The sequence below is a fragment of the Acinetobacter tianfuensis genome (assembly GCF_003611465.1).
Classification (GTDB): domain Bacteria; phylum Pseudomonadota; class Gammaproteobacteria; order Pseudomonadales; family Moraxellaceae; genus Acinetobacter; species Acinetobacter tianfuensis.
Window position 1 is genome coordinate 38,559 of sequence record NZ_RAXV01000020.1, and the last position, 19,782, is coordinate 58,340.

Sequence of the window (19,782 nt, forward strand, 5' to 3'; positions counted from 1 at the left end):
GCATATGTATTTACATAAATATCTTCCTTAATCCCCCTTTTTTAAAGGGAGCTTGGGAAGGATTATTTTGTAAATTGAAAACAATATTCCTGATTAGAGTGACTACCCCCAAAGTTGAATACCGCCGTGAGTTATCAGGCGGTATTTTTATGTAAAGAATAAGCACAGCAAGCATTCAGATAAGTGTCTTTGCTTCAGTCTGCTAAGCTCATGGAAGCTAAAATAAGGACAGGAAAATGAACGCACCGCACCAGCCTTTGGCAGATCCAATTCACATTGCAAAACAGCTCGCAGATCAGTTTGCGTTGACAGCATCTGAACGGGATAAGGCGGGAGGAAACCCAAAAGCAGAGCGTGATTTAATCCGTCAAAGCGGCCTGTTGGGACTATCTATTCCAGCGCAATATGGCGGGCAAGGCGCAGATTGGAAAACGATTTTTCAAACCATTCGAACGATTGCGCAAGCAGATAGCTCAGTTGCGCATGTCTACGGTTTTCATCATTTACTCATTGCGACGGTACAGCTGTTTTCACAGCCTGAACAATACGGCAGATGGTTTGAACAAACAGCGAAAGAAAACTTGTTTTGGGGCAATACTTTAAATCCTTTAGACAGGCGAACTGCGGTACAGCGGATTTCAGAAAATGAGTTTATTTTTCAGGGTGATAAAAGTTTTTGTTCAGGTTCAATTGATTCTGATATTTTGCTGTGTTCAGGCTATAACGAGGCTGGGAAGTTATTGATTGGCGTGATTCCAACGGCACGTGATGGTGTGAGTTTTTTGGGTGATTGGAACAATATGGGGCAGCGTCAAACCGACAGCGGCACCAGTCATTTTGAACAGGTCAAAATTGCCAAAGATGAATTGCTGCTTCATCCGGGGCCTTTAAGTACGCCATATTCAAGTTTACGTCCGCTCATTGCCCAATTAATTTTTGTGCATTTATTTTTAGGTGTGGCCGAAGGCGCTTTTGACGTGGCCAAAGAAACGGTACAAAGTCAAAAAGCATGGCCGAAGTCTTTGGCTGAAAATGCGGTGAATGATCCTTTTACGCAAAAGCATTTTGCTGAGTTTTATGTGCAGCTTGAAGGTGTACGTTTACTTGCAAATAAAGCAGTTGAAATTTTGCAGCAGGCTTGGGAGATTGGCGGGCATTTAACGGCTGAACAGCGCGGTGAAGTTTCGATTGCGATTGCGGCTGCAAAAATTGCAGCCACCAATACGTCTTTATTTGTGACGCAAAATATTTTTCAAGTGATGGGGGCGAGAGCAACCGCCGCCAAACTGAATTTAGACCGTTTTTGGCGTAATGTGCGCACGCAGACGTTGCATGATCCAATTGATTATAAGTATCAAGAAGTTGGGGAGTGGGTGCTGACTGGTAAAGTCCCTGATCCGAGTTTCTATTCTTAATGATTAGTATAAAAAAGGGCTTCATGTATGAAGCCCTTTTCATCTTTAAACATTGAAAGCGTATGCCGCATTCGGTTTATTTGCGATGAATGTTTTCTAATGTATCGACTAAGGTGCGCGTAGTCTGATCAATTTCATAATTGACCGCATCGCCTGCTTGGATATTTTTCCATGTGGTCAGGCGCAAGGTCTCTGGAATTAGGTCAATTGAAATTTCAGATGCCTCCCGATCTACACGGTTGACTGTCAGGCTGCAGCCATTCAACCCAATAAAACCTTTGAGAAAGAAATACTTGATATTGCCGTTTGGTATTTCAAGATCAATATGCACCGTGCCGCCAGAGCGGCTTAACTGTTTTACTTGCGCCATACCCTCAATATGGCCATACAGATTGTGGCCGCCATTTTCTGCACCGACTTTAGCAGAGCGTTCGATATTAACTTCATCGCCTGCTTTCAGGCTGCCCAGTGTTGTCAGGCTGAGGGTCAGATCCGAGACATCAAAATGGACTTGATTGGCGGCTAAATCAATATGCGCCGCTGTTAGGCATGTGCCGTTTACAGCAACACTGGCGCCAATGAAGACATCATGAAAGAAGTTATGATCATTGGAAATGACTAAACTGATAAATCCTTCACCTTGACGGATTTCTAAAACTTTTTCCAAGCCTTGAACAATGCCGGTATACATCTGCAGATTTCCTTTTAGCTGAATGCTGAGCGCTTTAAGTGTAAATCGGTTTTGCTGTTTCTAGGCTGAAATTTTATGCATTGGCGCAGAGCATGATGACTGCGCCCATAGCCCCAGATGTGATGCGGCGCTTAAAACAGGCTTGCGCAGCATCTAAATGTGTTTCTGCTTCAGCGGCATATCGGTAAATAAAAAATCCCCTAAGCCGAGCCTTAGGGGGGAGTCAGTTGATTTACCTTTATCATTATGATTCGAGTGCAATGCGGCTGTTTCAATTATCTTTAAGCCGATTTGGCTGGAAGGTGTGGCTGCGCTTCCAGTTCACGGACCAAGGGCAGCACTTTTTCGCCAAAATATTCGACCTCTTCAATAAAATGCAGGAAGCCAGAAAGGACTAAATTAACACCAGCAGATTTCAGCTCGACAATCCGTTCAGCAATTTGCTGCGGCGTGCCAATCAGATTGGTTTTAAAGCCGTCGTTATACTGCACTAAATCTTCAAAAGTTGATTTTGCCCAGTTGCCTTCACCTTCGGCTGTGGCGGCGCCAGCTTCGCGGGCAGCCTCACCAAAGGCATTGACGGCTTCAGTATTCGCTTGATCAATGATTTCCTGCAGTACCGCGTGCGCTTCTTCTTCCGTATCGCGGGCAATAATGAATGCATTCACACCAATTTTGACACTGTGGCCGTTGGCTTTCACTTTTTCACGGATATCATCAATTTGCTTTTTCAGTTCTGCAGGCGTGTTGCCGTTGGTGAAATACCAGTCTGAAACACGTGAAGCCATATCGCGGGCCGCCCGTGAACTGCCGCCTTGGAAAATTTCAATATGCGGTTTTTGCAGCGGTTTTGGACTTAAGGTGTAGTCTTTGAATTGGTAATATTTACCGTCAAAACTAAAATTATTTTGTGTCCAAATACCTTTTAAGCTGCGGATGAACTCTTCAGAACGCGCATAGCGCTCATCATGCTCAGGCCATGCTTCGCCAATGGCATCAAATTCACCGCGGAACCAGCCGCTGACTACATTAATCGCAATACGGCCATTGCTAAGATGGTCAATGGTTGCTAGCTGTTTAGCTGCCAGCGCAGGTTTCCATGGCCCAGGCAAGATCGCGGCAATGACTTTCAGGCGTTCAGTTTTGGCTAAAATGCCGTGACTGAAGCTGACTGATTCGTGCTGGTTTTCTGCATTGTAGCCGGCAGTAAAACGGATTTGCGTCAGGGCGTATTCAAAACCGCTGTTTTCGGCGGCTTGCGCTAAACGGACATTATAGTCATAGCTCCAGTCTGTGCGCTGTTCAATATTGCTGACCACAAGACCGCCGCTGACATTTGGCACCCAATAGGCAAATGTAATTTGATCTGACTGAGACATGGCTGAATCCTCTGAATGTCTTTTATATGTGTTATGCCACATGTGCTTTTGGCTTTTTATGATGCAGACGCGCTTCAGCCGCATCTAGGCTAGGGACCGCTGCAGACGGCAGCACTTCTTCTTGCTCAATTTGTTTGTTGATGCCTAAGTTTTGATTGGCCAGCTGTGATTTTTCTTTGATGGCTTCAGCGCGCTGGCCTTTGGCGGGCGCCCATTCCAAAATTGGCAGCGCGCGCGCAACAGCTAAAGTGATGCGCTCATGAAGCAAGCCGCTGTGAATGGTGTATTCAGGTGTGAAATCTTTATCGGTTGCATACACGCCAATAGGTAGGGTTTGCGCTTGGAAGAAACTGAACAAAGGGCGCAATTGATGCTCAAGCACTAAGGCATGACGTTCGCTGCCGCCAGAAGCCGCCAAAAGTACTGGTACATCGACAAGCGCAGTTTGCTCGACAAAGTCAAAGAAGTGTTTGAACAGGCCAGTGAATGAGGCGCGGTAAACGGGTGTGCCGACAATCAGCGCATCAGCCGCTTCTACAGCAGCTAAATCATCCTGTACGCGCTGCGGCAATTGATTGCGGTAAATCGCGCCGCCCAGCAAGCGGCCAATTTCACTGAATTTAATAAAGTGAACATTGATTGGGATTGCTTCACCCAGCTCATTAATAATGGCTTGTACCAAGGCTTCAGTTTTTGAAGGGGTATTTAGGCCGCCGGATACAGCAACAATATTAAGCGGTTTTTGCACGTTTAAATTAGACATTTTTTAACCTGAAAATTGGATTTGGCTTGGAATACGGTTATTAATCCCGACAGGCTTATATGTGTAAAATAAGCAAAAGGCGAAACCTTATCTGTTTTTTAGATATGTGAGCAGCAGGCGGAAATACCCGTGATTCGCCCATTTAATTAGTTGAAATGTATATTTATATTTTTAAAGGATAAGATTTTTCTAAAAATGGATAAAATTTATATAAAAATGTGAATAGAAATCCATAAATAGCGAAATTATTAAAAAGCGGCTCAATTGATGCTAAAAAACAGCATATTCTTATAAAAATAGTCGCTTCGTGCATATCCATATCAGGCTTTGTATGGTTAGAATAGGACAATTGTGCACAAGATCTCTCACGCTGCTTATGAATATTTTAATCGTTGATGATCATCCGCTATTTCGTCATGCTTTGATTCAGGCTGTCCGTTATAGCCTTCCTCAAGCTCAGATTCATGAGACGGCTGCAGTAAACGAATTTTATGAACGCTTGGAAAGCGGCGCAGAACCCGATCTTGTATTGCTTGATCTGAACTTGCCGGGCGCTTCTGGTTTTTCAGCGCTGGTGCATGTACGCGCGCAATATCCTGCTATTCCAATTATTGTTGTTTCTGCGCATGAAGAAGCATCAATTATTCACCGTGCAATTGCGCATGGCGCAATGGGCTATATTCCAAAATCGGCTCATCCGAGTCATATTGGCGAAGCGATCCGCCAAGTGCTGGAAGGTGATATTTGGCTGCCGCCGAATTTGCCGTCCGCATCGAGCTTTGATCCGCGTGCAGCAGATGAAACGGCATTGGCTGAACGTATCCAGTCGCTGACACCGCAGCAGTTCCGTGTACTCATGATGGTTGCGGAAGGCTTGCTGAACAAGCAAATTGCCTATGAATTGGATGTGTCTGAAGCTACGATTAAGGCGCATGTGACAGCGATTTTCCGTAAGCTGGGCGTTCAAAACCGTACCCAAGCAGTACTGGCAATTAATGCTTTGAATATTGAAGAAAAGAAAATGTAAGGCTGACCTTATAAAAAAAGACCTCCATCGGAGGTCTTTTTTTATCCGCCTATTCTTTGTGCATTAGGCAATGCAGTCCTGTTTTGGAGTTGCATCGGTGCAGAATAGCGGATTCAGAGCGCATTGCAGCTCATCAATCTGTTCATCTGTCACGTAACCGCGTTCTGTTAAATAGGCCGCAACACGGTCATCGCGAAGGCTTAAAAATGCAGGGTCATATACACCTAAGTCCACAAAAAGCGCGGCTGTTTCCAGACTGTTAAAACGGTCTAAATACACGTCACTGCCATACATGAGGAAAATATGATCTTGTTCTGAGTAGGGATCTACATGAAGGCGTTTTGCCAAGGCTAAGGGTGACGTTTTAATAAACAGCAGATCAGACAGTTCATCAAACTGGGTAGTATCGAGCTGATTTTGTCCAGTTTTGACTTTGCCGAGCCATGCTTTAAACACCAGTACTGCGCCGCCGCGCAGCAGCATGCTCCAAATTTGATGCTGTACTGCCGCAGAACGGTCCTGCGCTTCATTATCCAAACGCTGCAAAAAAGCATTTTCCTGTTCTGCCAGACGCTCAAATAGTCCAAGCCCTTGCGGTTTGTATGAGGCTGGCGCAAAGACATCAAATTTCAGCTCGTCAAAGACCTGCAGCGCTAAAGGCACCGCGCTTTGATATAGCGCATCCAGCGCCTGCAGATGCTCATCCTGCAATTTACTGTGCTGAAAGACTTCCGTCCAGCAGATATCAGGCAGCATGGCATTCGCGCCGTACTGCCGGTGGAACTGCTGTGTCTGGTCTAAGCCTTGCGGTACAGTGTCATAAATCTTCATGCGGTAACTCCTATTGAGGGGAAAGATCAGCTCCTCAAATGGAGTTAAAATGCGAAAATACATTGGGAAGCTGATCAATATCTATCCTATTTTTAGAGCTTTTTACTGTGTTTTTAATATACGACTAAAGTATTAATTTTAAAAAAAATAATAAAATAATTAAATTAAAACAATGGTTTATATAATTGTAACTAGGTGTACAAGCGTTCACTTACAACTTGGTGATGTTTTGCCATAGGCAAGGCAGTTTTGATAATTTTCGCCAATCGATAAGCTTTAAAATAGCTGGATTATGAGTGCTTTTGCACATAGCTTTTAAAATTTCGCCACTTAGGCGTTTAATTGGCAGATACAAAGATAAAAAGACGGCCTATTTAACTGCAAAATAGGCCGTCTTAAGAGCGGGTTTTAAGGATGTTTGGCTTAGCTGCCGGAAATTTTTAAGCCAGAGAGCCAAGCACGAAGTGAGGCAGGCTTCAGCGGTTTTTTCAGCAGCACGATATTCAGTTCTTTCAAGCGCTGCGGCAGTTCTGGGTCAGAATCAGCTGTAATCAGCGCTGCCGGTACATTTTCCTGACGGTTCTGCATAATGAAATCCAGTCCGATTTTGCTGTTGTTTAAGTGCTGATCGACCAGCCAGACCTGAATGTTTTCTTGCTGAATCATTTCCAGCGCCTGTTCAGGTTCTGTGGCTTTAAACACCTGATAGCCCCATTTGGTCAGCAAGGTTGCCATGCCTTCTAAAATGGCTTCGTCATTGTCCAGACACAAAATCTTATAGGCTTTGGTTCGCAGCGGCACAGCTTGTACTGGAGCTGCCGTTACTTTAGGCGCTTCAGTGATCGGCACTTCAATCATAAAGCATGAGCCTTTGCCATATTCCGAATAGACATGCACAGGGTAGTGCAGCATGCTGGTCATACGCTGCACAATGGCCAGTCCGAGGCCAAGGCCTTGTTCACCCCAAGGGGAGGTATGGCCGCAGCGTTCAAACTCTTGGAACAATTTAATCCGCTGTTCTTCTGCAATACCAGGACCAGTATCCCATACGCCAATACGGATATGATTCGGTTTGTCTGCGGAACGAAGCACACCGACAACGACGCGGCCGCGGGCAGTATAGCGCAGCGCATTGCTGACAAAGTTCTGAATAATCCGGCGGATCCACTGCGGGTCAGTATCAATCCAGAACTGTGCATCATGCACGCTGAATTTGATGCCGCGCTGCGCTGCAATCGATTTAAACTGCAATTCTAAGTCACTGAGTAAATCATGCAGCGGATAAGCCTGGCGTTTAGGCTGAATTGTACCGCCTTCTAAGCGGGCAATATCCAGCAGCGCAGAGAGCATGCTTTCTGCGCCATGCAGCGCACGGTCCAGCTGCTGCAGGGTTTTCAGATCATCTGCACTTTGCACGCTTTGTTCAAGAGCAGTACTGAACAAACGGGCAGCATGCATGGGCTGAAGCAGGTCGTGGCTGGCTGCGGCAATAAAGCGGCTTTTTGACATATTGGCTTTGTCGGCAGCTTCACGCGCCAGCTGCTGTTCAGACAGCGCATTGGCGAGCTGCTGAGTGCGATCTTGTACACGGCCTTCTAAGACAGCTTCATTTTCACGGAAAGCAGTAATATCTGCAAAGGTCGTGACAAAGCCGCCGCCTTCAATCGGGTTGCCGCGCATTTGAATCACACGGCCATCTTTACGGATACGTTCAAACTCATGTGAGCTGCCGACCTGCATCCAATGAATGCGCTTGCGTACATGTTCTTCGACTGATCCCGGACCGCATTCGCCGCGCTCCGCGTTATAGCGGATCAGATCGGCAATTGGGCAGCCGACATACACAATGTCTTTTGGATAGTCGAATAATTTTAAATACTGATTATTCCAAGCCACCAGACACATGTTTTCATCAACCACGGACACACCTTGGGTCATATGGTCAATCATGGTCATGATCAGATTTTGGTTAAAGCGCTGCCATTGCGAGGCTTGGTCAAGGATATTTGCAACCTGACCGAGAGCTAAGCCGTTATTGACCATGGCTGTGGTCAGCAGGGTACGGGCGGAGGCTGCGCCAATGGTGCCTGCTAAATATTGTTCGGTAAAACGCCACCACATGCCGTTGGCGCTGCTGTTTTCATTCAGTGTAACGTTATTTTGCAGGCAGAATTGCTCAAAAGCTCGCGCTGCAGGGCCATCGCCAGTAATGCGTTTGGCTAATGTCAGCAAGTCACCGACTTTCAGGCGGGCAACATCATGATGCAGGTAGCTGATCTCTGTTGACGTGCTGTGAGCAGGCAGCGGTTTCGTTTCATAATAAAAGAAGCTTTCAGCTTGAATTTGTTCAGCAATGCTGGGGCGGAAAACGCGGGACACCCAAATGTATAACAGGATATTTAAACCTAGTGCCCAAACTACGCCATGTGTCAGCGGGTCAAAAGATTGGAAACCAAACAGCGCCTCTGGACGTAGCCATGCAATGCCGAAAGGCCCTTGGGTTAAAATTTCTTGGCTCAGGTTTTGGAGCTCTTTGGGCAGGCTGCGCAGCACTGTTGGGAACAGCAGGGTATAAGCCCACATGGCAAAACCAGTCAATAAGCCTGCATAGACACCTTGTTTGCTGCCGCCGCGCCAGTACAGACCGCCAATCAGGGCTGGCGAAAACTGTGCAACTGCACTGAAAGCCAACAGTCCAAAGACAGAGAGCTGATCTATATCATTGAAAAAATGAAAGAACATAAAGCCAAGCAGCATGACGGCTAAAATGCAGACCCGGCGTGTAAATTTCAGCACCAGCGGCAGGCGTTTGTCATGGCGCGACAATAACCGTGTACGCCACAAAGCAGGCATGATCAGGTCATTGCTGAGCATGATGGACAGTGCAACGGATGACACCAGCAGCATGCCGGTCGATGCAGAAAAACCGCCTAAGAATGCCAGCAAGGTCAGCCAATCCTGATTGTAGCTGAGCGGCAGAGACAGCACAGCAACATCTGGAATGGCCAAATATGCAGGCGCTGCATGCAGCGCCCAGCTGGCAATAGGAATAATGGCCAGTGTGGTTAAAATCAGATATACCGCAAACCAGCGCCGTGCGCCGCGAATATGTTTTTCATCACGCAGTTCAACGACGGCCACATGGAATTGGCGCGGCAGGCAGATGATTGCCAGCGCAGCCAACAGGGTCTGAATCCAAAAGCTTTGCGGGACGCCAAACATCTGTACTTCTTTAAATGTAACTTGAACATCTTGGCTGATTTGATGCAGATTTCCTGGCGCTTCAAACATGAAAAAGGCGGCCACAGCAATTAAGGCAAAAAGTTTGACAAAAGATTCAAATGCTACGGCCAGCATGAGGCCGCCATGCTGTTCGGTGTTGGCAATTTGCCGTGTACCGAACATCATGGCCAAAATAGCCAGTATGCCTGTGAGGAATAATACGCCGTTGGTGGTGCCGGCAATGCCTGAGTTCGGTTCTAAAATTACAGCTGCGCTGAGCGCAATGGCGCGCAGCTGCAGTGCTAAATACGGAATGATGGCAATGACTGCTAAAATGGTGACTAAGGAGGCCAGCGGCCCGCTTTTACCGTAGCGGGCTGCAACAAAGTCCGCAATTGAGGAAATGGCATGATGCTGGCGGACACGTCCCAGCCTGCGCCAAATGTCATAGCCAACAGCGACAAACAGCAGCGGGCCTAAATAAATCGGTAAAAAGATAATGCCTTCGCGGACAGCGGCGCCTGTTGCGCCATAGAATGTCCATGACGAACAGTAAACACCTAAAGTCAGGCTGAACAGCAGCATCCGCCCGCGTGTGCTGAGGCGGCTTGCATGTTTTTCACCATAAAAAGCGCAGATAAAGAGTAATGCGATATAGAGGGCCAATACCCCCATTATGAGCCAGCTGTTCATAGTTTCCGCAGCAGATAAATCATGGCTTTATCATACCGTATCTGACTGCAGCAAGAATAATTTGATCAAAATTTAACGACCAAAGTCTAAATTACAGAAGGCTGCTAAGCTTGTTATTTTTACAGGGTAATAATTCAAATTAAAAAAATTATGCGTCCATGGCTGGACGTGAATGGGAGTAGGCGAATGGATGATAGACAAGTAGAGCAAATTCTACAGAATCCAAAATTTAAAGAAATGGTTAAGCGAAAAAGTACATTGAGCTGGACACTGACAATCATCATGCTGGTGGTTTACGTGGGCTTCATGCTGCTTGTTGGCTATAACAAAGAATTTTTAATGACTTCACTGAGCGGCGGTGTAACAACCATCGGTATGCCTCTAGGACTGAGCATTATCGTACTGTCTTTTCTTTTGTGCGGCGTGTATTCGTATATTGCGAATAATAAGCTGGATGTATTAAACGAAGAAGCGATGCGCGAAGTTGAAGCAATCACTCATGAAAAAGGACAGCACTAAGATGAAATGGAATTCATTGAAAGCTAAAGCGCTGGCAGCGCCAGCGCTGCTGATGTCAGGCATGGCTATGGCAGGTCCAGATTTAGGCGCTGCTGAACAGCAGGCGACGAACTGGCATGCAATCATCATGTTCGCAATTTTTGTGGGCTTCACGCTGTTTATTACCAAATGGGCAGCGAAACAAACAACGAATACTGCAGACTTTTATACTGCCGGCGGCGGTATCTCAGGTTTCCAAAATGGTTTGGCGATTGCCGGTGACTATATGTCAGCAGCATCGTTCCTCGGTATTTCCGCAATGGTGTTCCTGTCAGGTTTTGACGGATTGCTTTATTCATTAGGCTTCATGGTAGGCTGGCCAATTGTATTGTTCTTGGTTGCAGAACGTCTGCGTAACCTAGGCAAGTTCAACTTATCTGATGTGGTGTCTTTCCGTTTAGCGGAAAAACCAGTACGTACTTTGGCAGCGATCAGCTCATTGGTTGTTGTTGCTTTCTATCTGATTGCTCAGATGGTTGGTGCAGGTCAGCTCATCAAGCTATTGTTCGGTTTGAACTATAATATTGCCGTAGTGATTGTAGGTCTTCTGATGATGGCTTATGTAATGTTCGGCGGCATGCTGGCAACCACTTGGGTACAGATCATTAAAGCGGTGATGCTGCTTTCTGGCGCAACATTCATGGCATTCATGGTGATGAAAGGCGTTGGTTTCAGCTTCTCTGAAATGTTCTCTCAGTCAATTGCTGTATTCTCAAAAGTGAATGATGTGAGCTTAGCTGAAGCGGGCAACATCATGGGTCCTGGCAAATTGGCTGCAAACCCGATTGATGCGATTTCTCTTGGTCTTGCATTGATGTTTGGTACAGCAGGCTTGCCGCACATTCTAATGCGTTTCTTCACCGTTAAAGATGCGAAAGAAGCACGTAAGTCAGTGGTTGTTGCAACAGGTTTCATTGGCTACTTCTACCTATTAACATTCATCATCGGTTTCGGCGCGATCCTTTATGTATCGAACAACCCGCAATTCCTTGATGTAGCGAAAATGGCAGTAACTGGCAAGCTAGAGCTTGTTGGCGGCAACAACATGGCTGCGGTTCACTTGTCTGATGCATTGGGCGGCGACTTGTTCATGGGCTTCATTTCAGCGGTAGCATTCGCAACAATTCTTGCAGTTGTAGCGGGTCTGACTCTGTCTGGCGCTTCAGCAATCTCTCACGACTTATATGCAAACGTATTCAAGAAAGGCCAAACTACGCCTGAATCTGAACTTCGCATGTCTAAAATTGCAACTTTGGGCTTAGCAATCTTTGCAATGATCTTGGGTATTCTATTCGAGAAACAAAACGTTGCATTCATGGTTGGCTTGGCATTCTCTGTAGCAGCATGTGCAAACTTCCCAGTGCTTGTATTGTCTATGTTCTGGAAAGGTTTGACCACTCGCGGCGCAGTAATTGGCGGCTTGGTTGGTTTGATTACAGCAGTGACTCTAATTATCTTATCTAAAGCAGTTTGGGTAGATACATTCGGTATCTCTGAAACACCAGTTAACCCGTTCAATGGTCCAGCAATCTTTGCAATGCCATTAGCGTTCATCTGCTGCTGGCTGTTCTCTGTGACCGACAATTCAGCACAGGCGCAAGCAGAGCGTAAAGCATTTGATGCACAGTTTGTACGTTCACAAACAGGTATCGGCATCTCTGGCGCATCAGATCACTAAGATCTATGCAGCAAACAAAAAAGCGCCTTCGGGCGCTTTTTTGTTTTTCAGCCAGGCCTGATGCCGGCAAGATACAAAACTGCTTTTTATGCTGCTGCCGTGCTGTGCTACTTTTAATTTGAAGCTGAAATCAGGCGAATATAGATGCAGTGATGAACAGCCAAAAATGAAAAATTTTAGAATAAAAAACGAGGAAGCTTGCATGCGGGCATTTATTGACTTTTGGCATGGGCTGCGTGTGATGCCATCAGCATGGCTGCTGATGCTTCAGCTGCTGATTTTGGTGCTGTCTGCAGTAACCAATCACAGTCAATCCTTTCGGGCGCTGCTGTGGCTGCTAGGCGCAGCAGTGCTGCTGATTATTGCGAAAGTGATCCGTCAAACGCCAGTATTTACCATTTTGGGATTAAGCTTCGTTGGCTGCGCGATGATCTTTTCCGTCTTGATACTGATGGGGGCTGATAACCCTGTGATCCAAATTATTGCACATCTATTTGAAGCATTAGCCTACTTTTGCGCTGCATTTGGCCTGCTGCGCTATATGTTTTCAGACCGCTATTTGACGATGGATGAACTTTTTGCGGCTGGAGCAGTATTTACTCTGCTGGCGTGGGGATTTGCATTTCTATATAGCGTTTGCCAGCTGATAGATCCGCAAAGTTTTGCTAATCCAGCACAGCCGGATATGCAGTCATGGCTGGATTTGCTGTTCTTAAGTTTTAGTTTGCAGTCTGCAACAGGGCTGTCAGATATTATGCCTATCAGTGCCAGTGCCCGAGTGTTGGCTATGCTGCAAATGTTTTGCGGAGTCATGTATTTGGCCTTGGTCGTATCCCGACTGATTGCATTGAATTATGTTGGGCATTTGCCAGAAGAAAGGCATAAAGATAAGCCAGCTGAGCAAGAAAAAGCAGAGTAAGCCTCAATAAAAAAGGACACCGCAGTGTCCTTTTTTTGATTCAGCGTCTAAATGAATTAGAAACGGAATTTAGCATTTAAGCCAACAGTTTGCGTGTCACGGTTAGACTCAGTTGCGTTAGCGTCAACAAAAGATGCGCCTACAGCTACAGCAGGAGTGATGAAGTAGTTCACATTCGCGCCAATAGCAGAGTCGATGTCAGCAAGGTCAGATTCTAAGTAAGAAACACCTACGCTTAGTTTGTTGTTTAGGTAAAGTGTAGTGCCTAGGTTGTAAGCAGTTTCTTCGCCGTAAACTAAGCCAGCATCAAAGCCGATAGACATGTTTGTGCCGTCAATCGCGCCAACATATTTAGTACGTGCAGTGATTGCATCTTGGTCTTGATCAATTGTGTCAGATTCAAGCGCTGCTTTAGCAACACCATTGTTGAATTGGTTGAAAGCGTCATAAGAAGTTTGGTTTGCAACGCTTGTATAACCTACTGCAACCAAGAAGTTCGGCGCAATTACAGCACCAAGTTCAACAGCATAGCGGTCGCCATGGTCATCAGCACGGTTGTTTTTGTTGTCTATAATTGTATTGCTGTAAGATGCGCTAGCGTATACAGGAACATATTTAGTAGGAACATACGCTTCAGCTTTAGCGCCAATAGTGTGAGAAACCAAATCTTCACGATCAGCATCTACGTCGTATTCGCCATAGTTATAAGCTACAGCTACGTTAGAAGCTTGGTTTAAAAATGCAGCTTCAGCCAATGGACCTTTAGAAGAGTCAACATTTTTGAAGTAATAAGTACCTTGAACAGCACCAGTAAAGTTTTTGTCATTTACAGTGTTGTCGATGAATTCAGATTGACCTTGAACTTCGAATTGGTACGCTTGAGCACCGGTCATGGCTAAAAGAAGAGCAGTGGCTAAACCGAGTTTTTTCATGATAAATACCAGTAACATTACAAATGGATTAAACAGTGAGCATTGTATTGTTACAAAACATTTAGTCAACATTCTTAAAATTGTTTACTTTCGTAAGAAGATGATAAATAAGGTTTTGTCTAAAATTCACTCAGCTGAAAAAAAACTTGTCAACCTTTGAAAAAGTGATAAAAAACAATTGTTAATCCTTATTTTTTACCTTTTCTGACGTAAAGAAAGTGTTAGATTTGGAATTTATTTTATTGAAATAACCGATCACATTAATCTATAATACAAATAATAAAAAGCGTTTAAAAAATAATCAATATTGGACTTTGACGCTTTATGGACATCAAAATATAGAAATTCTATGTTTTTAATCACATTAAAAACATAAAATTGGTTATGAAGTATCCGCAAGTTTAGTTCAAATGTGCTATATGGTGTATTTGTCCGCAAAACAGTGTTGTATTTCACATATTGGTGCATTAATATGCTTTACAAGCCAAATTAATTTTATGATAATTTTAAGAGTTAAATCACATAGTCAACATTTTGAGTGATTAATTCCTCCACAATTTTTGTTTTTATATGCCCAGCTTTCCCCAAGGTTGGGCTTTTTTTTTTTATCTGGGCTTTTGACCGTATAAAAAATACTTGGTGTGGCGGGAAGTGGAATGAGTTGAATTAAATGCACCAATGTGGTGCTAAATATAAATCATTTATTCAAAAAATTTTCTTCTAACATAAAAAAATCCCAGTTTTTAGAAAAAACTGGGATTTTTTACGCCAAAATTTGCGGGAAATCTAAATAAACTGCTGAGGAATTATGTAGAGTGCCCTAATGCAGTGCATTATGCACTGCATTAGGGCTGTTGTAAATATATTCTTACAATATGGTTTAAAAAAAGACAGTTTTTTTATAACCTATGCACTTTGCAGCGGTACTGGGGCAGCAATTTTAATTGTGAGCAGTGTGCCGTTTTATTTTGACAATATTTTGGAGCGTGAAGGGTATGCAGATGTTGCGTTCTGAATTAATCAGTAAGCGCTTGAATTTAGCCATGCTGATTATTGTCATGTCTTTATTTATGTTAGCCCTGCCGCTGATTGCCGCCAGTTTTCAGAGCTATAAAAAAAAATGAACAGTCACTGACTGAAATTAAGACCTTAAAATTAGCTGCTGAGCTGTCTAACCAAATTTCTGCAGAGCGCGGGCCAGCTAACAGCGCTATGTCCAGCAGTCCGAAAGAGCTGGTCAAGCATCGGGAGATGCTGAAGCTGAAGCGGGCTGAAGTTGATGCGTATTTTGTTCATACTTTGCAAGCTTTAAAATTTGCCGGATTTAGCCAAGCTGCGCATCAGCTGGAGCATCAAACCTATGCTGCTTTAATGGATGGCCGTAAGCAGGTTGACCGTTATATGGATTTAGCGCCGGCAAAACGTACAGCAGACGAGATGGATGCTGCCATCAGTGCGATGTTTATGGCTTGGGATGAAAGCTATATTGTGCTGCAGAATGTGATTGGCTATTCACATGCTAAAAACTCAGAAACCGCACATTACTACACCTTAATTTTACTGCTGGCAGACTTGCGTGATCAGGCTGGACGTTCGGCATCCAATATTATTGCCTCAGTGGCTTTTAATGAAGCTATTCCAGAAGATGATTTTGCCCGTTCGCTGCAGACGCAGCACCAAAGTAAATATCTTTGGGGAGTTATTGCAACCGTACAGCCTGCTGACAGCAAAACAGATCAGTTTGTCCGCCTGCACCAGACGGTGAAAACAGAGTTCTTGGAAAAAGGCCTCATTTTGGTCGACGGTCTGCTGCAGGACAGTTTAAATCATCGTCCTTATTCACTCAGCAGTATTGAGCTGACACAAAATATTATAGGCAAGTTCAATACAGTGGTGGAGCTTCAGCATTATATTTTACAAGACAGTTTGATGCAGGCCGAAATGCAGCTGAAGATTGCGCGCCGTGAATTGATATATACGCTTTTGACCGTCATGCTGTGTTTGGTGACCGTGCTGCTGACCATGGTTTATGCTAAAAAATGGGTTTTTGAGCCTTTAATCTCAGCGCGCCAGCAGCTGGTGGCATTGGCTCACGCTTATACAGGCAAGAATGTAACAGAGCCGCTGTTCAGTCAAAGTTTATTTGATGCGATTCATCATTTAGAAGACCGCCTGCAAGAGCGTGATGCTTTAGAACTGCGTTTGAAAGTGCTGGCGCATACAGATTCTTTAACAGGAGTGTCTAACCGCTTTGCATTAATGGAATATGTAAAGGTTCTTGAACAGCAGCCTGAGCTGTTTCAGCAGAGCTGTGTGATTCTATTAGATATTGATCATTTTAAGTCAGTGAATGATGTCTATGGCCATATTATAGGGGATCAGGTGATCCAGTTTGCTGCATTGCAAATGAAGGCTAATCTTCGCAGTTCAGATCTGCTGGTACGCTATGGCGGCGATGAGTTTTTAATTTTGCTGGAACAGGTTTCACTGGAGCATGCCATGCAGATTGCAGAGAAAATCCGCAGTGCAGTTGCTGAACATACCATTATGCATGAAGGAATGACGGAACCTCTGGGTGTAACGGTCAGTGCTGGTGTTGCTATAGGGGCGGCAAGCTGGATGGGGCTGCTGGCTAAGGCGGATGAAGCGCTGTTCAGAGCTAAGGCCAAAGGCCGCAATACAATTTCTGATTGATTTACCGATGCGGTGAAAATTTCTAAAAGGCGATACAAATATAGTATCGCCTTTTTATATACTGCTTGTTATTACATAGCCTTAAATGAAACGCATGGATGGTGTCAGGAAATGACCAGTTTTAAATTTACGGGATTAATGTCAGCGGTGCTGTTTTTAAGTGCCTGTGCACAAATTGAGGATCAGCCGAAGAGTACCGCATATGCGCAGGTTCAGAAGCAAAATATTCAGGCCTTATTTAATGAGATTTCCGCTGATGCGGTTTTTGTGACTTTTGATGGTCAATCTATAAAGTCTTATGGTTCAAATCTTTCCCGTACAGATACAGCTTATATTCCTGCATCTACTTTTAAAATGGCCAATGCTTTGATTGGTTTAGAGCACGGTAAAGCTACTGCATCTGAAGTGTTTAAATGGGATGGCAAGCCTCAGTTTATTCCAGCATGGGAGCGGGATTTAACTTTGGGTGAGGCTATGCAGGCTTCGGCTGTGCCTGTATATCAGCAGCTGGCTAGACGTATTGGTGCAGATTTAATGCAGTCTGAGTTAAAACGGATGGGTTATGGCAGTGTTGAAATTGGTTCAAAAGTGGATGAGTTTTGGCTGAAAGGCCCATTAACAATTACGCCAAAGCAGAACGTTGAATTTGTGTATCAGCTGGCAAAAGGGCGGCTGCCGTTTAAGCCTGAGGTGCAGCAGCAGGTGAAAGAGATGCTGTATGCAGAGCGCCGTGGGGATAATAAGCTGTATGCTAAAAGCGGCTGGGGTATGGATGTTGAGCCTCAAGTTGGTTGGTATGTGGGCTGGGTAGAAAAAGCAGATGGTCAGGTGGTGGCTTTTGCTTTAAATATGGATATGCGTAAAGGGGATGATGTGGGTTTGCGTAAGCGGCTGACTTTGGATGTGTTGGATAAGTTGGGTGTGTTTCATTATTTATGATTGTTGTTTTTGAATTTTGAATTTTGAATTTTGAATTTTGAATTTTGAATTTTGAATAGGCATTTCTTCATTTTGCATTAGTATTTATTTTCCATTGCGTAGGATGCTTCTACTTTTGAAAGCACAAACGTAGGCAAAATGCTTTTGTTTGACTGAGGGCACGTCCGTGTTGCCCCAGTCAAACGGACGACATCCATGTCGCTGTCATGTGATTGAATTTATTATTTTTTACAGATATAAAGGATACAAGTTATTAATATTTCAAGAAAATGAATCAGTCTCAAGAGCAACGGTTAGAAGAAATTTTTCGCAAAAATGAAAATAAGGGAATTGCAATAGCGATAACAGGCTTATGGGGTGTTGGAAAAACATTTTTTTGGAATACCTTTCTAGAAAATCAAACCGTCAAAGAGTATAAAAAGAAGAAAGGCTTCTATTATTATGCGAGTAAATTAGAGCATGTAGATGTTTTTGAGAATAAAAAATATGCTTATATTTCGTTGTTTGGGATAGAAAGTCTTGATGCTCTTAAGAATGAAGTAGCCATAAAACTTGGCTGGAATCCACATTCTCAATATAAGCACACTCATTATGGGATACCTCAGCTTTTAAAAAACACATTAAATCAGTTTAAGGGTATACAGCTTTCTCACTATGGTGTGAGCTCGAATTCTAGGTTGATAGAGACATTACTTTTTGCTCAAGTAAAAAATGCGATTATTTGTTTTGATGACTTTGAAAGGTTATCGGAAAAACTTCAAATTCAAGATGTTATGGGTTTAGCAAACCAACTCAAACTAGAAAAGAATTGTCAGATTATTTTGATTCTAGATGAAAGTAAAACTGAGGACAAAAACAAAGAAAAATATGCCGATTATAAAGAAAAACTGATTGATGAAACCATCAAGATTACTTCCGTTGAGCCTTTAATTCGTGAAAAATCAAAAGATATGGATGAACCATTAATCGACTTGATGGTGAAGTTTGCTGATGGTTTAGAAATTCATAATTTTAGGTTTTTTCATAAAGTCATAAAACTTTATAGACAGTTTTTAGAACAACTACCTGAACAAGTAGCAGAGTCTACAAAAGAAATTATTTTAGTTCGAATTTTACAGGGGTATTTAATTGCTGATTATGGAATTTCTTTGAAAATTACGTGGGAAGATTTCACAACTGAGAAAGCAATGGGAATTTTAGAATCAACAAATGATAATTTAAATGATATTACTCATGAACTTTTTAACTAGCTCAATAACATTCATTACAAGTTTACAGGTTCTTTTGATGGTTGGTTTATCCAGTTTAAAAATTGGTTCGAGCAAAAAGATCAATCAAATATGGATATTTTGAGCGATTTAGCTAATTCAGAATTGATTTCAGAAAGATTTGAGTTACTTAAAGAACAGAGGAAAATACTGTGGGATCAGTTTTGGAATAATAAAATTGATGTTGATTTTCCTAAACAATTATTTGATAGAACATCGCCATTGATTGGGGTTCTAGACATTGAAAATTTAGACTTTACTTATACAATTTTAAATAAACTAGACGCTGTCGAATTAGCGAATGAACTGAGTGATAAAATTTATCAATGGATAAATAAAGAACTAAAAGAAAATCAATTAGCTTTTATAGAAAATTTCGCCTTTTTTAAGCGATCAAAAAATGAATTTTATGAATATATTGATAAATATGAAGAAGAGCATTTATATGAAGGGTTGCCTAATTTGCTAGAAGTAGTTCATAGCTATGTAATTAATAGAGGATGGAATCCTGAGCATGTTCGTTCTTTAGAAATTGCGACTAAAGATGATTGGCGTATTCTATTTTTCGAACAGATACCGAACGATGCGCGTTTTGTATATAAAAATAGCAGTTTAGTCGCTTCTCAAATGATTAATCAGCATATGAAGCCTGAATTAAATCCAAAAATTAAGCAGATGATTGTTGAAATTTATGAAGAAAAAGGAAGGGAATCTGATTTTTATAAAAATTATATGAATTATTTGATTTCTAGACTAAATAATTAATCTCCCCT

General features: G+C 43.3%; 16 protein-coding genes. 10 read left to right on the forward strand and 6 right to left on the reverse strand.

Features of this window, described 5'->3' with window-relative positions; genetic code table 11:
- Window positions 1-236: 236 nt before the first annotated feature.
- Window positions 237-1,415: an acyl-CoA dehydrogenase family protein gene (locus tag D7V32_RS10105; protein ID WP_120402761.1), complete on the forward strand. Its 1,179-nt coding sequence runs from the start codon at window positions 237-239 to the stop codon at window positions 1,413-1,415.
- Window positions 1,416-1,491: 76 nt separating this feature from the next.
- On the opposite strand, the gene D7V32_RS10110 is transcribed toward D7V32_RS10105, so the two are convergent.
- The 3 genes from D7V32_RS10110 to msuE form a co-directional block, all read right to left on the reverse strand.
- Complete coding sequence (locus D7V32_RS10110; RefSeq protein ID WP_120402762.1) at window positions 1,492-2,106, reverse strand: riboflavin synthase subunit alpha; 615 nt, start codon at window positions 2,104-2,106, stop codon at window positions 1,492-1,494.
- A 281-nt stretch (window positions 2,107-2,387) separates the two neighbouring features.
- A complete protein-coding gene (gene sfnG, locus D7V32_RS10115; protein WP_120402780.1) occupies window positions 2,388-3,485 on the reverse strand; it encodes a dimethylsulfone monooxygenase SfnG in 1,098 nt (365 codons plus the stop codon).
- Between the two features lie 31 nt (window positions 3,486-3,516).
- Window positions 3,517-4,248 (reverse strand): FMN reductase, encoded by a 732-nt coding sequence (gene msuE, locus D7V32_RS10120; protein WP_120402763.1) that lies wholly within the window; start codon window positions 4,246-4,248, stop codon window positions 3,517-3,519.
- A gap of 376 nt (window positions 4,249-4,624) precedes the next feature.
- Here msuE and D7V32_RS10125 point away from each other — a divergent pair, with 376 nt between their 5' ends.
- Window positions 4,625-5,275, forward strand: a complete 651-nt coding sequence (locus D7V32_RS10125; protein WP_120402764.1) for a response regulator — start codon at window positions 4,625-4,627, stop codon at window positions 5,273-5,275.
- Between the two features lie 63 nt (window positions 5,276-5,338).
- Here D7V32_RS10125 and D7V32_RS10130 read toward each other — a convergent pair whose 3' ends face one another.
- On the reverse strand, window positions 5,339-6,106 hold the full coding sequence (locus D7V32_RS10130) for a hypothetical protein (protein WP_120402765.1): 768 nt from the start codon (window positions 6,104-6,106) through the stop codon (window positions 5,339-5,341).
- 423 nt (window positions 6,107-6,529) lie between these two features.
- Window positions 6,530-10,021, reverse strand: a complete 3,492-nt coding sequence (locus tag D7V32_RS10135) for a hybrid sensor histidine kinase/response regulator (protein WP_120402766.1) — start codon at window positions 10,019-10,021, stop codon at window positions 6,530-6,532.
- Between the two features lie 186 nt (window positions 10,022-10,207).
- Between D7V32_RS10135 and D7V32_RS10140 the strand changes: the two genes are divergently transcribed.
- The 3 genes from D7V32_RS10140 (at window position 10,208) to D7V32_RS10155 (ending at window position 13,176) form a co-directional block, all read left to right on the forward strand.
- On the forward strand, window positions 10,208-10,540 hold the full coding sequence (locus D7V32_RS10140; RefSeq protein WP_120402767.1) for a DUF485 domain-containing protein: 333 nt from the start codon (window positions 10,208-10,210) through the stop codon (window positions 10,538-10,540).
- 1 nt (window position 10,541) lies between these two features.
- Window positions 10,542-12,257: a cation acetate symporter gene (locus D7V32_RS10145; RefSeq protein WP_120402768.1), complete on the forward strand. Its 1,716-nt coding sequence runs from the start codon at window positions 10,542-10,544 to the stop codon at window positions 12,255-12,257.
- Window positions 12,258-12,459: 202 nt separating this feature from the next.
- Window positions 12,460-13,176 (forward strand): ion channel, encoded by a 717-nt coding sequence (locus D7V32_RS10155; RefSeq protein ID WP_120402770.1) that lies wholly within the window; start codon window positions 12,460-12,462, stop codon window positions 13,174-13,176.
- A gap of 56 nt (window positions 13,177-13,232) precedes the next feature.
- On the opposite strand, the gene omp33-36 is transcribed toward D7V32_RS10155, so the two are convergent.
- Window positions 13,233-14,108 carry a porin Omp33-36 gene (omp33-36, locus tag D7V32_RS10160; RefSeq protein ID WP_120402771.1) on the reverse strand — a complete coding sequence of 292 codons (876 nt, stop codon included), beginning with the start codon at window positions 14,106-14,108 and terminating at the stop codon, window positions 13,233-13,235.
- 1,001 nt (window positions 14,109-15,109) lie between these two features.
- Here omp33-36 and D7V32_RS17705 point away from each other — a divergent pair.
- From D7V32_RS17705 to D7V32_RS17590, 5 genes are all read left to right on the forward strand, one after another.
- Entirely contained in the window at window positions 15,110-15,232 is a 123-nt protein-coding gene (locus D7V32_RS17705) for a hypothetical protein (RefSeq protein ID WP_265936381.1), read from the forward strand.
- Window positions 15,233-15,320: 88 nt separating this feature from the next.
- Window positions 15,321-16,802 (forward strand): GGDEF domain-containing protein, encoded by a 1,482-nt coding sequence (locus D7V32_RS10170; protein ID WP_213072550.1) that lies wholly within the window; start codon window positions 15,321-15,323, stop codon window positions 16,800-16,802.
- A gap of 138 nt (window positions 16,803-16,940) precedes the next feature.
- On the forward strand, window positions 16,941-17,741 hold the full coding sequence (gene blaOXA / locus D7V32_RS10175; RefSeq protein ID WP_407641543.1) for a class D beta-lactamase: 801 nt from the start codon (window positions 16,941-16,943) through the stop codon (window positions 17,739-17,741).
- A gap of 269 nt (window positions 17,742-18,010) precedes the next feature.
- Window positions 18,011-18,991 (forward strand): hypothetical protein, encoded by a 981-nt coding sequence (locus D7V32_RS17585; protein WP_228200202.1) that lies wholly within the window; start codon window positions 18,011-18,013, stop codon window positions 18,989-18,991.
- 90 nt (window positions 18,992-19,081) lie between these two features.
- Window positions 19,082-19,774 (forward strand): hypothetical protein, encoded by a 693-nt coding sequence (locus D7V32_RS17590; RefSeq protein ID WP_228200203.1) that lies wholly within the window; start codon window positions 19,082-19,084, stop codon window positions 19,772-19,774.
- Window positions 19,775-19,782: the final 8 nt, after the last annotated feature.